At 65.2% G+C, this 16,382-nt stretch carries 13 protein-coding genes; 8 read left to right on the top strand and 5 right to left on the bottom strand.

The annotated features are described in order from the left end of the window. Positions 1-105: 105 nt before the first annotated feature. From paoA to paoC, 3 genes are read left to right on the top strand one after another with little or no spacing between them, the layout of a single operon-like run. Complete coding sequence (paoA, locus tag YQ44_RS13760) at positions 106-774, top strand: aldehyde dehydrogenase iron-sulfur subunit PaoA (RefSeq protein ID WP_071323865.1); 669 nt, start codon at positions 106-108, stop codon at positions 772-774. Then, positions 771-1,739, top strand: coding sequence for an FAD binding domain-containing protein (locus YQ44_RS13755; RefSeq protein WP_071323864.1), 969 nt, complete (start codon positions 771-773; stop codon positions 1,737-1,739). The genes paoA and YQ44_RS13755 overlap by 4 nt, the downstream gene beginning before the upstream one ends. A gap of 4 nt (positions 1,740-1,743) precedes the next feature. Then, positions 1,744-3,948: an aldehyde oxidoreductase molybdenum-binding subunit PaoC gene (gene paoC / locus YQ44_RS13750; RefSeq protein ID WP_071323863.1), complete on the top strand. Its 2,205-nt coding sequence runs from the start codon at positions 1,744-1,746 to the stop codon at positions 3,946-3,948. Between the two features lie 118 nt (positions 3,949-4,066). On the opposite strand, the gene YQ44_RS13745 is transcribed toward paoC, so the two are convergent. Continuing rightward, on the bottom strand, positions 4,067-5,164 hold the full coding sequence (locus tag YQ44_RS13745; protein ID WP_083411836.1) for a serine hydrolase domain-containing protein: 1,098 nt from the start codon (positions 5,162-5,164) through the stop codon (positions 4,067-4,069). A 289-nt stretch (positions 5,165-5,453) separates the two neighbouring features. On the opposite strand from YQ44_RS13745, the gene YQ44_RS13740 reads away from it, so the two are divergent. The 3 genes from YQ44_RS13740 to YQ44_RS13730 all read left to right on the top strand — a co-directional run bounded on the left by YQ44_RS13740 (position 5,454) and on the right by YQ44_RS13730 (position 9,441). Then, complete coding sequence (locus tag YQ44_RS13740; RefSeq protein WP_071323861.1) at positions 5,454-5,972, top strand: sigma-70 family RNA polymerase sigma factor; 519 nt, start codon at positions 5,454-5,456, stop codon at positions 5,970-5,972. Further along, entirely contained in the window at positions 5,969-6,955 is a 987-nt protein-coding gene (locus YQ44_RS13735) for a FecR family protein (RefSeq protein ID WP_071323860.1), read from the top strand. The genes YQ44_RS13740 and YQ44_RS13735 overlap by 4 nt, the downstream gene beginning before the upstream one ends. Before the next feature lie 185 nt (positions 6,956-7,140). Then, positions 7,141-9,441: a TonB-dependent siderophore receptor gene (locus YQ44_RS13730; RefSeq protein WP_198043935.1), complete on the top strand. Its 2,301-nt coding sequence runs from the start codon at positions 7,141-7,143 to the stop codon at positions 9,439-9,441. 60 nt (positions 9,442-9,501) lie between these two features. On the opposite strand, the gene YQ44_RS13725 is transcribed toward YQ44_RS13730, so the two are convergent. The 3 genes from YQ44_RS13725 to YQ44_RS13715 all read right to left on the bottom strand — a co-directional run bounded on the left by YQ44_RS13725 (position 9,502) and on the right by YQ44_RS13715 (position 13,455). After that, entirely contained in the window at positions 9,502-11,922 is a 2,421-nt protein-coding gene (locus YQ44_RS13725) for a TonB-dependent siderophore receptor (protein WP_071323858.1), read from the bottom strand. 61 nt (positions 11,923-11,983) lie between these two features. Further along, positions 11,984-12,946, bottom strand: coding sequence for a FecR domain-containing protein (locus YQ44_RS13720; RefSeq protein ID WP_071323857.1), 963 nt, complete (start codon positions 12,944-12,946; stop codon positions 11,984-11,986). Continuing rightward, positions 12,943-13,455, bottom strand: a complete 513-nt coding sequence (locus YQ44_RS13715) for a sigma-70 family RNA polymerase sigma factor (protein ID WP_071323856.1) — start codon at positions 13,453-13,455, stop codon at positions 12,943-12,945. The genes YQ44_RS13720 and YQ44_RS13715 overlap by 4 nt, the downstream gene beginning before the upstream one ends. 243 nt (positions 13,456-13,698) lie before the next feature. Between YQ44_RS13715 and YQ44_RS13710 the strand changes: the two genes are divergently transcribed. Next, a complete protein-coding gene (locus tag YQ44_RS13710; protein ID WP_156894831.1) occupies positions 13,699-14,331 on the top strand; it encodes a hypothetical protein in 633 nt (210 codons plus the stop codon). Positions 14,332-14,421: 90 nt separating this feature from the next. After that, complete coding sequence (locus YQ44_RS13705) at positions 14,422-15,408, top strand: magnesium and cobalt transport protein CorA (protein WP_071323854.1); 987 nt, start codon at positions 14,422-14,424, stop codon at positions 15,406-15,408. A 249-nt stretch (positions 15,409-15,657) separates the two neighbouring features. Here YQ44_RS13705 and YQ44_RS13700 read toward each other — a convergent pair whose 3' ends face one another. Then, a complete protein-coding gene (locus tag YQ44_RS13700) occupies positions 15,658-16,356 on the bottom strand; it encodes an alpha/beta hydrolase (protein WP_071323853.1) in 699 nt (232 codons plus the stop codon). Positions 16,357-16,382 lie beyond the last annotated feature (26 nt).

Raw genomic sequence — 16,382 nt, 5'->3', positions numbered from 1 at the left:
GGGTTCTGCGTACGTTCGCGTACAGACGCGTACATGTCCTGCCGCCAGACTGGCACTTCGGGCCTGCATGCGCCCACCCAGCCAACTGCCAGGAGGAAGCGCGACATGAGCGAGATCAAGCAGGTCCATCGTATCGATACAGGCCGGCGCGGCTTGCTGATCGCCGGCGCCCTGTCGGCCACCGCCGTGGCCGTGCCCGGCGTCGCCGGCGCGGCGGAAGCGGTAAAAACGGCCGCCCAGGCCGGCCAGGCGCCGCCGCCCGTGTTGATGAACGTCACGCTGGAGGTCAATGGCCAGCGCCACAGCCTGGAACTGGACACGCGCACCACCTTGCTCGACGCCTTGCGCGAACACCTGCATCTGACGGGCACCAAGAAGGGCTGCGACCACGGCCAGTGCGGCGCCTGCACCGTCATGCTCGACGGCCAGCGCATCAATGCCTGCCTGACCCTGGCCGTGATGCATGACGGCGCCAGGCTTACCACCATCGAGGGCCTGGGCACGCCCGACAAACTGCATCCGATGCAGGCAGCCTTCATCGCACACGACGGCTATCAGTGCGGCTATTGCACGCCGGGACAGATCTGTTCGGCCGTGGCCGCGCTGGGAGAGCTGCGCCAGGGCATCCCCAGCCATGTCAGCGCGGACCTGAACGCGGCGCCGCAGGCGACGCCCGAAGAATTGCGCGAGCGCATGAGCGGCAACCTGTGCCGCTGCGGCGCCTATTCCAACATCATCGACGCCATCGCCGAGGTGGCGGGGAGGCCGGCATGAGAGTGTTTACTTACCAGAAGGCCGCCACGCCGGCCGAGGCAGCGGCGGCCGCGCTGCGCATGCCGGGTGCCCGCTTCATCGCCGGCGGCACGAATCTGCTCGACCTGATGAAACTCGAGATCGAGACGCCCGCGCATCTGATCGACGTCAATGGACTGGCCCTGGACAAGGTGGAAGCAACAAATGATGGCGGCTTGCGCATCGGCGCCCTCGTGCGCAATACGGCGCTGGCGGCCCATGCCACGGTGCGCCGCGATTACGGCGTGCTGTCGCGCGCCTTGCTGGCCGGCGCGTCGGCGCAACTGCGCAACAAGGCGACGACGGCCGGCAACCTGTTGCAGCGCACGCGCTGTCCTTACTTTTATGATACGAACCAGGCCTGCAACAAGCGCGTGCCGGGCAGCGGCTGTTCCGCCATCGGCGGCTTCAGCCGGCCGCTGGCCATCGTGGGCGGCAGCGACGCCTGCATCGCCACGCACCCGAGCGACATGGCCGTGGCCATGCGCGTGCTCGACGCCAGCATCGACACCGTGCGCGCCGACGGCGCCGTGCGCACGATACCGATCGCCGACTTTTACCGCCTGCCGGGCAATACGCCGCACGTGGAGACCGTCTTGCAGCCAGGCGAACTGATCACGGGCGTGGTGCTGCCACGGCCGCCGGGCGGCACGCATATGTACCGCAAGGTGCGCGACCGCGCTTCGTACGCGTTCGCGCTGGTGTCCGTCGCGGCGGTGATCTTGCCGGACGGCACGGGCAGGCTGGCCCTGGGCGGTGTCGCGCCGCAGCCGTGGCGGGTTGCAGGCGCGGAACAGGCCATGCCCGATGGCGCCGCCGCCGTGGCCCGGCAGTTGCTGGCCGGCGCCAGGCCGACGGACGACAATGCGTTCAAGGTGACCCTGGCCGAGCGCACGATAGCCTCCGTGCTGAGGGAAGCACAAGCAGTCCAAGCGAAGAAAGGCTAGGGCCATGAAATTCACGACACCTGCGACCACCAATCCCATCGACCAGCTGAAAGTCGTGGGCCGTCCCACTGACCGCATCGACGGCCCCCTGAAAACCACGGGCACGGCGCCGTATGCGTATGAACAGCACGCCGCCGCGCCGCATGCCGCCTACGGCCATGTCGTCGGCGCCGCCATCGCCAAGGGCCGCATCGCGTCCATCGATACCGGCGCCGCGCGGCGCGCGCCAGGCGTGCTGGCCATCGTCACGGCTGAGTCGGCGGGCAAGCTGGGCAAGGGCAAGATGAATACGGCCCATCTGCTGGGCGGCCCGGACATCCAGCATTACCACCAGGCCATCGCGCTGGTGGTGGCGGAAACCTTCGAGCAGGCCCGCTCGGCCGCGCAGTTGCTCGACGTGACATATGTGGAACAGCAGGGCGCATTCGACCTGGCCAAGGCCAGGGGCGGCGCCAGCAAGCCGAAAGACGGCAAGCCCGACAGCCGCGCCGGCGATTTTGCCGGCGCCTATGCCAATGCCCCCGTGCGCCTCGATGCCATGTATGCGACCCCCGACCAGTCGCACGCGATGATGGAGCCGCACGCCTCGATTGCTTCCTGGGAAGGCGACAAGCTGACGCTGTGGACGGCGAACCAGATGGTGGACTGGGGCCGTGGCGACCTGGCGCGCACCCTGGGCGTGCCGAAAGACCAGGTGCGCATCGTCTCGCCCTACATCGGCGGCGGCTTTGGCGGCAAGCTGTTCGTGCGCGCCGAAGCGTTGCTGGCGGCGCTCGGTGCGCGCGCGGCGCGGCGTCCCGTGAAGGTGGCGCTGACGCGGCCCCTGATGTTCAACAACACGACGCACCGGCCCGCCACCATCCAGCGCCTGCGCATCGGCGCCACGCGCGACGGCAAGATCACGGCCATCGGCCATGAATCGTGGTCGGGCGACTTGAAGGGCGGCCAGCCGGAAACGGCCGTGCTGCAGACGCGCCTGCTGTATGCGGGCGCCAACCGCATGACGGCCATGCGCCTGGCCGTGCTCGATTTGCCGGAGGGCAACGCCATGCGCGCGCCGGGCGAGGCGCCGGGCTTGATGGCGCTGGAAATCGCCATGGACGAGATGGCGGAGAAATTGAAAATGGATCCCATCGTCTTGCGCATCCTCAACGATACGAAAGTGGACCCGGAAAAGCCCGGCCGGCCGTTTTCCCAGCGCCGCCTGATCGACTGCCTGCGCACGGGCGCCGTGGAGTTCGGCTGGAAGGAGCGCCTGGCGCACCCGGGCGCGCGGCGCGACGGCCGCTGGCTGGTGGGCATGGGCGTGGCGGCCGCCTTCCGCAACAACCTCGTCATGCAGTCCGCCGCCAGGGTGCGCCTCGACGGCAAGGGCATCATTACCGTGGAGACGGACATGACGGACATCGGCACGGGCAGCTACACCATCATCGCCCAGACGGCGGCCGAAATGCTGGGCGTGACTCTGAACCGGGTCGTGGTGCGCCTGGGCGATTCGGATTTCCCCGTCTCGGCCGGTTCGGGCGGGCAGTGGGGCGGCAACAGCTCGACGGCCGGCGTGTACGCGGCCTGCGTGCGCCTGCGCCAGGCCATCGCCGGCAAGCTGGGCTTCGACGAGAAAGACGCGCGCTTTGCCGACGGCCAGGTGAGCCAGGGCGAGCGCAGCGTGCCGCTCGCTGCCGCCGCCTACCATGGCGACGTCGTCGCGGAAGACCACATGGAATACGGCGACCTCGACAAGAAATTCCAGCAATCGACGTTTGGCGCGCATTTCGTCGAAGTGGGCGTGGACCGCGACACGGGCGAAGTGCGCGTGCGCCGCATGCTGGCCGTGTGCGCGGCCGGCCGCATCCTCAATCCGAAGGCGGCGCGCAGCCAGGTGATCGGCGCCATGACCATGGGCGTGGGCGCGGCCCTGATGGAAGAGCTGGTGGTCGACCGGCGCCGCGGCTACTTCGTCAACCACGACCTGGCCGGCTACGAAGTGCCCGTGCACGCCGACATCCCGCACCAGGACGTCATCTTCCTCGACGAAACGGACCCCATGTCCTCGCCCATGAAGGCGAAGGGCGTGGGCGAGCTGGGCATCTGCGGCGTGGCGGCCGCCATCGCCAATGCCGTGTACAACGCGACGGGGGTGCGCGTGCGCGAGTATCCGCTAACGTTGGACAAGCTGATTGGCAAGCTCGATGGCAAGCTGACGGCGTAACCGGACGCGTGGGGAGCATGGCGCGATGGCTGCGCCATGTCACCTGGCATCGTTTGGCACCGTCGGGTGTTTTTTCCTCCGCGGCGTGACGGAAACGCTGTACTAGAGGTGGCCCGCGCTATCGTAAAAGACTGCTATTCATGACGATTTCTCTTATTTTTATCTCAAAATAGTAATGCAGGGCGCTGTCTTCGCTGTACTGGTTTTCCAGGACAATCACATCGACATCTTTTTCAGGAAAATACACCTTGATCGATGCGAATCCCAGGCCTTTGCCAGAGTGTCCTATGTATGTGACGGGCGTCTTGTCGCTCACATAGACACCGTAACCATAGCCGTGTTTTTCGCTGCCAAAAGCCACATGCTGGCTGGAGATGTCGTAACTCGTCATCAGTTGATAGGTCTCCGGCGTTAAAATCTTTCCCTTGTGAAGCTTTTCATCCCAGATATTCAAGTCCCTGGCGTTTGAAACAATGCCACCTGCTGGAATGAAGCCGATCCAGTCTTTTCCCTGCACTGGATGCTCGCGCAATTCGAATGCATTTTTCGCATTGACATAGCCATTGATGACCTTATTGCTTTTGTTTTCCTCATAGCAAAAACTGTTTTTCATGCCCAGTTCCTTGAACAAGTCATTGGCCGCCTCGATATACGTTTTGCCGGAGACTTTTTCAAAAATACTGCCCAGCATGCTGTAGGTGGTCACGCCATACAAAAAGTCCGTTCCGGGTTTGAAATTCAGTGGCTGGTCGATTGCGCTGATGCCTGCCGAAAAGTTGAGCAGCTGATGCACGGTCACTTCGTCGGCCCAGGCTTGCGGCAAGTCAGGCAAGTACTTTCTGACGGGACTGCGCAAGTCTATTGTGCCTTTTTCAACTTCTCTTAAAATCAGCACCGCCGTAATTTGCTTGCTGTTCGACATGATCCTGAAGTTGTCTTCGGGCGTTAATGGGGTTTTATTTGCAATATCCGCATAGCCGTAGGCTTTTGAGTATTTCGTTTTGCCATGTTGCGTGATGAGGATGACGCCGTTGAAATTTCTTGGACTGGTTGCTTGTACCAGGCGGTCAATTTTGGCGGAGTAGTCATCGGTCTTTGCTGCCGACGACCGATCGCCGGCCTGGGCATGCACGAAGGTGGAGAGAGTCAATACAAAAGACATCGTCAATATTTGTCGTGAAAAAATCGTTTTGCTGTCAGCGGAAGAAGTTTTCATGGGGGATATTGTGGCTTGGTTGATTATGTCGTAGGAAGCGCTGCACCGCTTGTGCGAATGAGGCTATCGGCATCGTCGATGACCTTGCCCATGCGTTCGCGCGCCTGCATGCTTGCCGTCCTGTGTCCATTCCTGTTCCCGCAAAGGTCGTGATGCCTGAGGTGGCGAGCCTGCATGCAGGGGCAGGAAAGCGTTGCCAGTGTATGACAAGAACAGCAAAAATCGAAGACATGTTCGGGTAGCTGCAATATAATGAGAATCATTATCATTAAAGTCGCCGGATCGCTCCTTGTCTGCCTTGCCTTTCCCCTCGAATGACGCCACCCTGGCCGCCAGCCTGTTCACGGGCCACCGGGGCTGGCTGTTGCAGCGCTTGCTGTTGCGCCTGCGTAACCGCGCGGAAGCGGAGGATGTGGCGTCGGAAACCTTTGTGCGCGTGCTGCATGCGGGACGGCTGGCCGCCATTCGCGAACCTCGCGCGTATCTGACGACGGTGGCGAAAAGCGTCTTGTTGCAGCAGTGGCGACGGCGCGATATCGAGCAAGCGTATATCGAAGCCCTGGCGCAGCTGCCGGACGCCGTCCAGCCGTCGCCGGAAGAGCGCGCCGTGCTGCTCGAAGCGCTGGAGCGGCTGTCGCGGGCGCTCGATACCTTGTCCGTCAAAGCGCGCAGCGCCTTTCTGATGAGCCAGCTTGATGGCTTGACGTATGCGCAGATCGCCGTTGAACTGGGCGTGTCGGCCAGCATGGTGCGCCAGTACATGACGCAAGGCTTGCGCTGCTGCCTGGCCGCCGCGGACGCGGCATGAACGTTTCAGGCGCCACGACCGCACCATCGGTGCAGGATGCCGCCATCGGCTGGCTGGTCGAACTCAGTTCGGGCGAGGCGGATGCGGGGCAGCGCCAGGCATTCGCCCGCTGGCTGGCGGCCGATGCGCGCCATGCGGCCGCGTGGCAAATCCTGGGTCAGGCCGTGGAGCACAGCGTCGGCACCGTGCAGGGGGCGGGCGGGGCGGCGGCCGTCGGACAGACCCTGGCGCGTGCCGCCCGGCACGACAAGCAGCGGCGTCAGCTGCTGCGCGGCGCCCTGTGCCTGGCCGGCACCGCGTTCGGCGGCGCCTGGCTGCTGCGCGGCAGCCCCTTCTTGCCGGACTGGAGCGCCGACCTGCACACGGCCACCGCCACACGGGGCCGCTTTGCGCTGGCCGACGGCAGCGTGCTGACCCTCGATGCCCGTTCCTCGGCCGACACGGATGTCAGCCATGAACACCGTCGCGTCACCCTGCGCCAGGGCCAGTTGCTGGCGCGCGTGGCGGCGGCTTCCTCCCCCTTCTTGCTGCGCAGCAAGCACGGCACGGTCAAGGCGCTGGGGCGGCAACTGATGCTGCGGCGCGAAGCACACGGCACTGTGGCGCTTGCCGTGCTCGGCGATGTGGAAGTACGCCCCGCCGGCGCCGGCCTGGCGCGCGTACTGCGTCAGGGCCAGGCGGCATGGTTCGACGAGGGCCGCTTGAGCATGCTGCCCGGCATGGCGGCGGGGCAGGCGACGGCGTGGGAGCAGGGCATGCTGGTGGCCGTCGACCAGACGCTGGGGGATCTCGTGGCCGCCTTGCGTCCGTACCGCCACGGCTACATCGACATCACGCCGCAGGCGGCGGCGCTGCGCGTGTCCGGCAATTACTCGCTCGATGACAGCGGCGCCACCTTGCTGGCGCTGGCGGAAACCTTGCCGGTGACCCTGCGGCAAGGCCCCGCCGGCTGGTGGTCTGGCATTGATTTGAAACAAAGCTGATTTATTTTGCGCCGGCACTGTCACTTTTGAGGCGCCGCGGCTCATACCTGGTGTAGCCCCACTTTTCCTTCACCACCCTATAGAGTCCCAGCATGCCACCATTGTTGATGCGCCAGATTCCCCTGGCTGTAATGTTACTTTCCTGCACCGCACCCACCGTTTTTGCACAGGCGCCAGCGCTGCAAATGGCGTCCATCACCATACGCTACGACGTGCCCGTTCAAGTCCTGAACGCCAGCCTGATCGCCATTGCCAGCCGTGGCGGCGTGCGCATTTCCATCGATGCGGACCTGGCGCGCGGCGTGAGCAGTTCCAGCGTGCAGGGCGATTTCACGGCGGAACAGGCCTTGCGCCGCGCCTTGCAGGGCACGCAGCTGGCCTTGCTGAAGACGGACAGCGGTGTCTATACCGTGCAAGCGGCCGCGCAAGGAGCGGCACAAGCGGCGCCCCAGGCCGCCGCGCAGCCGGAAGCGACCATGCCGGAAGTCGTCATCACCACCAATTACCTGGGCCAGGTGACGGAAGACACGGGTTCCTACACGACTGGCGCCGTCAGCACGGCGAATCGCCTGGTGCTGTCGCCGCGCGAGACGCCGCACGCGATCAGCGTCGTCACGCGCCAGCAGATGGACGATTTCGGCCTGGTGCAGCTCAGTGAAGTGCTCAACCATACGCCGGGCGTGTATGTGCAGCACATCGATAGCGAACGCACGATTTATTATGCGCGCGGCTTTTCGCTCGATAATTTCAGCTACGACGGCTTGCCGTGGACGCGCGATGCCTCGCTGAACCTGGGAGAGTCCTTGGCCAATATGGATCTGTACGACCGGATCGAGGTGCTGAAGGGGGCGAATGCATTGATGAGCGGGGCCGGCACGCCGGGCGCCACCGTCAACCTGATCCGCAAGAAACCCTCGCGCGAACTGCGTGCGCTGGCCGATCTGTCGGTCGGATCGTGGAGCAATTACCGGGCCATGGCGGACGTGGGCGGCCCCTTGAACGACAGCGGCTCCGTGCGCGCGCGGGCAGTCGCGGCGTACCAGGACAAGCACTCGTTCGTCGACCGCTACCAGCGTCGCTCCGAGCTGGCGTACGGCACCGTGGAAGCGGACCTGTCGCCGCGCACCTTGCTGACCGTGGGCGCCGATTACCAGCACACGGTGCCGCGCAATAGCGACTGGGGCGGCGCGCCCCTGTTCGACGCGGACGGCAAGCGCTTCACCATGCCCCGCTCGTTCAATGGCGCCCCCACGTGGAGCACGCAGCAGACGGAAGCCAAATCCGTCTTCGCCTCGCTCGAGCATACGTTCGACAATGGCTGGCTGGCCAATCTGCGCCTGATTCACCAGGCAAACGCCCTGTACGCGCCCGTCGCCTATCTCGATGGCTTCCCGAAGGCGGACGGCAGCGGCACTTCCGTCACGGCGCGCCAGTACAACAGCGACGCCACCAGCAATGGCCTGGACGTGTACGCCAAGGGGCCGTTTTCCCTGCTGGGCCGCACGCATGAGCTGGTGGTGGGCGCGAACGCCTACCGCAAGCAGTCGGACGATGTCTTCAGCCCGTATTCCTTCATCAAGGTCGATAATATTTATACCTACCGTGGCATAGTCGCTGAGCCGCGCTGGGAACTGGACACGGCGCGGGAAGTCATCCGCCAGAAGGCCGTGTATGCGACGGGCCGCTTTTCGCTGCCGCAGGGCGTGCACGTGATCGTGGGCGGACGCCTGTCGTCATACGAGAACCCGACGGCCGGCATCGACGAAGCGTCGATCTTCACGCCATATGCGGGCCTGACGTGGGATTTCGCGCCGAATTTGACGGCGTTTGCCAGCTACAGCGATATCTTCAGTCCGCAAAACAGCCGCGACGTCGACAACAAGACCCTGGACCCGGTGCTGGGCAAGAATATCGAGGCAGGCGTGAAGGGTGTGTTCCTGAGTGGCCGCCTGAACGCCAGCGCGGCCGCCTTCGAGGTGCGCCAGGATAACTTTGCCGAGTCTGTCGATGTCGTCAACAAGGTGACGGGCATGGAGGCCTACCGCGCCATCGACGGCGTGCGCTCGCGCGGCGTGGAGCTGGAAGTGGCCGGCCAGCTGATGCCAGGCTGGCAATTGCAGGCAGGCTACACGCACAAGATCGCGCGCGACGGCAGCGGCAAGGTCAATACCCTGGCGCCCGAAGACCAGCTGAGCCTGTATTCCACCTGGCAGCCGATGCCGCGCCTGACGGTGGGCGGCGGCGCCCGCTGGCAATCGCGTACCTGGCAGCAAACCCGGGCCGTGCGCGGCGGCTTGACCACTGTGCACCAGGGCTCGTACGCCATCTTCGACGCCATGGCGCGCTACCAGATTTCCGATCGCCTGGCGCTGTCGTTCAATCTCAACAACCTGACCGACCGTACTTACTACGGCATCAGCACGGGCCGCCGCGTCAGTTACGGCGACCCGCGCAATGCGATGCTGAGCCTGAACTACCGGTATTGATCGTCATTGACCGTTTGATGCAGCGCAAGCCGGGCGCGGCTAGCCCGGCTTGCCTGCGCGTCAAAACCGGTACGTCAACGTCCCCCGTACACTGCGCGGCATGCCATACGTGCCTTGCGCATAGGTGTTGATGTTGATGTAGTGCTTGTCGAGCAGGTTTTCCACGTTCAGCTGGGCCGTCAGCTGGCGCGACAGCTGATACGTGGCCATCAGGCTGACCGTGCTGTAGGCTTGCTGCGTGATTCTTTCCTTGCCGTCCGGGCCCTCGTCGTCAAAGTAGAACTTGCTTTGCCAGTTGATGCCGCCGCCCACGATGAGGTCGGGGCGCACTTTCCAGGTGGTAAACAGTCGTGCCGTCGAGCGGGGCGACAGGGTGTTGATATCCTGCTGTTCGCGGTCCTTGGCGCGGAAGTGGCTGGCGCTGGCCGTCACGTTCCAGCCCGGCGCCAGACGACCCGACAGTTCCCCGTCGATACCACGGCTGGTGGCGCCCCGCGCCGCGTAATACGCTTGCGTGGTGGTGCCGGGAATCTTGTGTGCGCCGTCCGGCTGGGCCAGCTTGTCCTGCCTGATCTCGAAGATGCCGATGGCGCCGTTCAACTGTCCACCCGGCAACTCGCCTTTCAAGCCCACTTCCATGCTTTGCCCCGTCAGCGGGTCCAGCCAGGCGCCTGTGCGGTCCTGGTTTTCCTGCGGGCGGAAGATGTCCGTGTAGCTGGCATAGGCCGAATACACGCTGTTCAAGTCGACCACCAGGCCCGCATACGGCACGAACTTGCTCTTGGCGAAGGCAAAGCGGGCGCTGCCATCGAAGCCGATGCGGTCCTTGTCCCAGCGGCTCAGGCGCCCGCCGACGATCAGCCGGGTGTGGTCGGCAAGGTTCAGCCGCGCCGCGCCATACGCCCCATATTGCTTGGTGGTATATTTTTCCGACAGCACGGGCTCGCCCCAGGCCGGCTGCGGGTAGCTGCCGTCCCAGGCGAGAAAATTGCCGATCGGCTCGGGATCGAGTGCTTCCTTGACGCTGAACTCGGCGCGCTGCAGCGTGTAATTGGCGCCGACGATGACTTCGTGCTGGCGTCCGCCCAAGGTGAACGGGCCGGACAGCTTGAGGTCGGCGCTGCTCTGCTCGCGCTGGCCGATGTAGCGGTTCGGATAGCCGAGCATGCCCAGACCCGTGATGCGGTCCGGCCGCTCGGCCAGGAACAGCAGCGGCGTGTCTTCCGTATGCTTGCTGTACATGGCTTGCGCCTGCGCCTTCCAGCCCTGGCCCAGCGCGTGCTCCACGGTGGCGTGCACATTCGTCTGCTCCGTGGCCCAGGCGGCCCAGCGCGGCGCCGTCGAGACGGAACGGTCGAAATGCGTGCGCGTGCCGTCGCTGTACCACAGCGGGAAGCCGCCCCAGTTGCTGCCTTTCGGGTCGTTCTTCTGGTAGCTGGCGCCCACGCTGGCCACGGTGCCGGGCGCCAGGTCCGCCTCGACGGTGGCGTAGACGAGCTGGCGCTGGTTCGCATAGTGGCTGGTGAATGATTTGCGGTCTTGCCAGGCGCCGGCCACGCGGCCGCGCACGGAACCGTCGCCGTTCAGGGGCGTGGCCAGGTCGACGGTGCCGCGGTAATCGCTCCACGAGCCGGCCGCCAGCGACAGCTGGCCTTCGAACTGCCTGGCGCTGGCCCGCTTGCGCACGAGGTTGATCGAGGCGGACGGGTAGCCGGCGCCCGTCAGCAAGCCCGTGGCGCCGCGCGTCACTTCCACGCGGTCATAGATCAACGAATCCATTTCCGACTCGCCGCCCGAATACTGCACTTTATACGTGGTGGGCACGCCGTCGTACTGGAAATTGTCGACGTCGAAGCCGCGCGCGGAAAAGGTGCTGCGCTCCGTGTCGAACTGGTTGACGGCGATGCCGGGCGTGTTGCGCAGCACGTCGCGCACCGTCAGCAAGTCCTGGTCATCCATGCGCTGGCGCGTGATGACGCTGACCGATTGCGGCGTCTCGCGCAGCGACAGCACCAGGCCCGTGACGCTGGCCGTGGCCGGCGTCGTATAGGATCCCGTGCCTTCCGTGCTGGTGCTGCGCTCGGCCGTGGCGCGCACGGCGATGCCGGGCAGGGTGGCGGCGTCCGCCGCCGACGGCTGCTGGCGTACGGCGTAGTGGCCGCCGCCCTGGTCGATGGCGATCAGGCCGCTGCCGTCGAGCAGGCGGGCGAAACCGTCGGCCACCTTGTAATGGCCGTTCAAGCCGCGGCTGCTCAAGCCCGTGTACAGGCTGGCGGCGCCGGAAATGCTGACGCCGGCCTCGGCCGCAAACGCGGACAGGGCCGTGCTGAGGGGGCCGGCGGCCACCTGGTAGTGACGCGCTGGGCCATCCTGCTGCAGCTGCTGCGCGTGCGCGAGCGGTGCCAGGGCCAGGCTGCCCAGCAGGGCGAGGGTGATGCTGGTGTTGCGGTAGTGCTTCATTGCGTGTTTCCCTTCGTTCATGTGTTGGTCCTGTGTGGATTGACGGGGCACATGGCGGAAAGGGACATTCTTTGTAAAAGTTTTATGCGGGCTCGACCGAAATCCAGAAACGGCTAGGGCGCCGCACGCGGATGGGCAGCGACGCTTGCAGCAGGGCCAGCAGCGCGTCCGTGTCGCGCAGCTGGTAGACGCCCGAGACGCGCAGGCGCGCCACGGCCGGATCGCAGCGCACGACGCCGTGGCGGTAGCGCGCCAGCTGCGCCAGCACGTCGGCCAGCGGCGTGTCGTCCGCGTACAGCAAGCCCTTGAGCCAGGCGTTTGCATGCGGCGCCAGCGGCTGCGGCGTGCTGGCGGCCGCCGCGTCGAAGCTGGCTTGCCAGCCGGCCTGCAGAATGACGGGACGGCCTTCGGCGGGCCGCACTTCGACGGCGCCCTGCGCCACGGCCACATGGGTGCGCGCGCCCAGCAGGCTGGCGTCCTGGCGCACCGTGAAGCGCGTGCCGATGGCACGCACGCTGCCGTTGCTGGTGCGCACGATGAATGGGCGCCGGCCAGGATGGGGATCGGGGGCCGTCGCCACGTGGATTTCGCCGGCACGCAGGTGCACCAGGCGCAGCGCGGCGCTGAAGCCGATATCGGCGGCGCTGGCCGTGTTCAGGCTCAGGCGGCTGCCGTCGGCCAGGGTCAGGTGGCGGATCTCGCCCGTGGCCGTGCGCAGGTCGGCCGTCCATTCCTGCCACGGCGCCACCTTCAGCATGGCCCAGCCGGCAGGTCCGGCGACGATCAGCACGGCCAGGGGTTTCAGGGTGGCGCGGCGCTGGACGCGGGCTGGGCGGTCCAGTACCGGCATGGCCAGCGGCGCGGACAGCATGCCGAAGGTGCGGCACACCTGCTCGGCCCGTTGCCAGGCCGCCTCATTGCGCGGATGGCGGGCGCGCCAGCGGGCCAGCGCCTGCCGTGACGCGTCGTCCAGTTCGCCGCCTTGCAGGCGCATCATCCAGTGCGCCGCTTCATGCGCGGCGTGCGCATCGATGGCGGTGCTCATGCCAGCAGCAGGATGCATTGTGCCAGCGCCTGCACCATGTAGCGCTTGACGGTACGCTCGCTGATGTTCAGGCGCGCGGCGATCTCGGCGTAGCCCAGGCCTTCCAGCTGCGACAGCAGGAACGCCGTGCGCACCTTCGCGCCCAGGCCATCGAGCAGCGTATCGATCTGGTGCAGCGTTTCCAGGATCAGCAAGCGCTCTTCCGCCGACGGAGTGACGGGCGCGGGCAACTGGGCCAGGGTGGCCAGCCAGGCCTGTTCCAGCGACTGGCGGCGGTAATGGTCGATCAGCAGGCGCCGCGCCACGGTGGTCAGGTAGGCGCGCGGCGTGCGCAGGCCGACGGCGCGCTCCGTTGGCGTGGCCAGCAATTTGACGAAGGTATCTTGCGCCAGGTCGGCCGCGTGGTCCGTGCAGGACAGTTTGCCGCGCAGCCAGCGCAGCAGCCAGGGATGGTGTTCGCCGTACAGTCGGGCGACGGGATCGGCGGCGGGGGATACGGCATACGTCACGGCACACTCCAGGTTGGCGCGGAAGTCCCCATGCCGCAGGCGTGCAGGTGCTTCTTAAATGCGAATGGTTCTCATTTTACATTGACGTGCCTGAATGTCAATGGAGGCGCCATGGGCGGCAGCATGGCTCGATGGCATGGAGTTGCTATGTGGAAATATTTAATATATTATCTTTTATGGCAATATTAATTGTGTTGAATCAACTAATATTTCGATGAAACTTACTTTGAATCTGGATTTCTTGTGCGTAAACATAGTGTGCGTGGTGTATTGAGTGTCTTGCTGGCTGCGGCCGGCGCGAGTGCCGGGGCAAGCCAGGCGGGTGACGAGGTCGTGGCGGCGCCGGTGGTGGAAACCCCGGCGGCGGCGCCTGCCGTGGCCGGAGCGGCCGCCGCGCCGGTCGTCGCGAAGCTGAGCCTGGTATCGTCGGGCGAGCAGATGGTGGTGGAGTACGGCACCAGCGGCAGCGCGGAAGAGTGCAAGGATTTTACGCCGGCGGGCAAGGTGTACGACGCCACGACCTTGCGCGAGAAATTGCTGCCATTTATTTCGAAGATGGTCGAGCGCTCGCGGCGCATGACGGGCGTGCTGCCGGAAGTGGAGAAGACGCTGACGGCGGGCGAGCCGGTGTGGGTGCAGGCCTACGCCGACTGGCCGGCCGAACATGGCTTGCGCGCCGGTTCCTGCGGGCCCTTGACCTTGCAGCTGACGCCGGCAGCGGGCAAGAAATACCAGGTGGAGTTCCGTTTCCTCGGTGACAACAAGTGCAGGCAGGTGTTGCTCGACGTGACGGACCCGGCGGCGAAACAGGAAATCGCCGCGCCCGTCACCGCCAGCTGCGCGGCGCCGAAAAAATCGCTGTTCGGCCTGTTTTAAGCGCTGTTGCGGGCGGAGCGGTCAACTTAACAGAGTGACAAAGGCCATTCCGCTATACTGGCGGCCCGACATCGTAGCCCGAAAACCACCATGGACCTCAGTACCCACGCCGCCGTCGTCAATTGCGAAGCGTATCGCGACGGCAAGAAGATCGCGCATTTCGATATCGACAAGGTGAGCGATTTTCTCGGCGACCCCGACTGCTTCGTCTGGATCGGCCTGGCCGGCCCCGATGCCACGGCCATGCAGGCGCTGCAGGCGGCTTTCGGCCTGCACGAACTGGCCGTCGAGGATGCGGAAGGGGCGCACGAGCGGCCCAAGCTGGAGGAGTACGGCGACACCCTGTTCATGGTGCTGCATACGGCCAGCCTTGACGGCGACGCCATCGTCTACGGCGAAACCCACGTCTTTCTCGGCTGCCGCTTCATCATCACCGTGCGCCATGGCACCTCGGCCGGCTATGCGAAGTTGCGCGAACGCAAGGAAAGCGTGCCGGACAAGCTGGCCAGCGGTCCCGGCTATGTGCTGTATTCCATCATCGATTTCATCGTCGACCAGTATCAGCCCTGCATCGACCATCTGCAGGCCAGGTTCCAGCAGTATGAAACCCAGCTGTTCAAGCCCAGCCTGAGCGAAGACAAGCTGCAGGATTTCTACCAGCTCAAGACGGAACTGCTGAAACTCGACGCGGCCGTCAACCCCCTGCATGAAATCTGCACCCAGCTGATCCGTTTCCATGGCGACATCGTGCCCAAGGAAAACCGCATCTATTACCGCGACATCCTCGACCACGTGAAGCGCGTCACGCACACGGCGGGCCAGATGCGCGAGATGGTCAATTCCGCCATGCAAGTGGCTTTGGGGCAAATTTCGATCCGCCAGAACGAGGTCGTCAAGCGCCTGGCCGGCTGGGGCGCCATCCTGGCCGTGCCCACCATGGTCTTCAGCCTGTACGGCATGAATTTCGAATTCATGCCCGAGCTGAAATGGCGCGGCAGCTACCCGGCCGTGATCGTCGGCATCTTCGTCGGCTGCTACCTGTTGCACCGCCGCCTGAAGCGCGACGGCTGGCTGTAGCGGCGGCGGGCGGCATGCAAATATTGGAGAGTTTTCCCGCCGAATTAGCTGCTACGATGAAATGGTCTTAGTGAAGGTGGTTGATGGCAGGTGGCTGAACCTCCTTGGCGTGGATAGCGGTCCGGCCGGCGCTGTACCCCAGAGCCGCCGGTGCGGACCACATCGTCTGTCCGACGCCACAAGGCTCCTGGTTTCCAGGAGCCTTTTTTTTGCCCGTGCCGCCCGTGCCGCCCGTGCCGCCTATGCCGCCTATGCCGGCGCCACGGCGCCCGCTGCTTCCAGGATCAGCGCCGTCACCTCGGCGGGGCGCGAGGCCAGCGAGGCGTGGCTGGCGTTCAGGGTGATGACTTTTCTCGCGTTCAGGCGCGCCGCCATGCGTTCCTGGTTGACGGGGGCAATCATGCGGTCGGCGCTGGAAATCTGGTACCAGCTGGGTTTGTGTTTCCACGCCGGGTCGCTGACGGTGTCGCCGAAGGTGCTGGCCAGCGGCGCCTTTTGCACCACGCCCAGCACGGCGCCTTCTTCCGCATCAAGGTCCTGGCAAAAGCTGTCGTGGTATTGCTCGGCCTTCACCCACAGGTAGCCGTCGCTGTCGCCTTCCAGGTTGGCCGCGCCGAGGGGCGGGTGTTCCTGGGTGATGCTGCCCGGGCTTTCGCCCGCGTCGGGGGCGAAGGCGGCGATGTACACGAGGCCGACGACGTTCGGCGCGTTGCCGGCCACGCTGATGACGGCGCCGCCGTAGGAGTGGCCCACCAGCAATACCGGTCCCTGCACCTGCGCCACCATCTTGCGCGTGCGTTCGGCGTCGTCGGCCAGCGAGGTGAGGGGCAGTTCGACGGCGCGGATGGCCGTATGGCCCTGGCGGCGCAATTCCAGGATGACGCGGCTCCAGTGGGCGGCGCCACCCCAGAAACCATGGACGAGGACGATGGTGGCTTGCTTGCTCATACGGGTACTCCTTGTGGTGTAGGGAA

Origin of the sequence: Janthinobacterium sp. 1_2014MBL_MicDiv, assembly GCF_001865675.1 — a bacterium.
In the GTDB taxonomy this organism is placed as follows: domain Bacteria; phylum Pseudomonadota; class Gammaproteobacteria; order Burkholderiales; family Burkholderiaceae_D; genus Janthinobacterium.
Note: the sequence above shows the minus strand (reverse complement) of the source record. Positions and strands in the feature narration are given on the sequence as shown.

What these genes read in the sequence shown, in the direction of transcription:
- paoA (WP_071323865.1), top strand. Translation starts at nt 106, where the DNA reads ATGAGCGAGATCAAGCAGGTCCATCGTATCGATACAGGCCGGCGCGGC.
- YQ44_RS13755 (WP_071323864.1), top strand. Translation starts at nt 771, where the DNA reads ATGAGAGTGTTTACTTACCAGAAGGCCGCCACGCCGGCCGAGGCAGCG.
- paoC (WP_071323863.1), top strand. Translation starts at nt 1,744, where the DNA reads ATGAAATTCACGACACCTGCGACCACCAATCCCATCGACCAGCTGAAA.
- YQ44_RS13745 (WP_083411836.1), bottom strand. Translation starts at nt 5,164, where the DNA reads ATGAAAACTTCTTCCGCTGACAGCAAAACGATTTTTTCACGACAAATA.
- YQ44_RS13735 (WP_071323860.1), top strand. Translation starts at nt 5,969, where the DNA reads ATGAACGTTTCAGGCGCCACGACCGCACCATCGGTGCAGGATGCCGCC.
- YQ44_RS13730 (WP_198043935.1), top strand. Translation starts at nt 7,141, where the DNA reads ATGGCGTCCATCACCATACGCTACGACGTGCCCGTTCAAGTCCTGAAC.
- YQ44_RS13725 (WP_071323858.1), bottom strand. Translation starts at nt 11,922, where the DNA reads ATGAACGAAGGGAAACACGCAATGAAGCACTACCGCAACACCAGCATC.
- YQ44_RS13720 (WP_071323857.1), bottom strand. Translation starts at nt 12,946, where the DNA reads ATGAGCACCGCCATCGATGCGCACGCCGCGCATGAAGCGGCGCACTGG.
- YQ44_RS13705 (WP_071323854.1), top strand. Translation starts at nt 14,422, where the DNA reads ATGGACCTCAGTACCCACGCCGCCGTCGTCAATTGCGAAGCGTATCGC.
- YQ44_RS13700 (WP_071323853.1), bottom strand. Translation starts at nt 16,356, where the DNA reads ATGAGCAAGCAAGCCACCATCGTCCTCGTCCATGGTTTCTGGGGTGGC.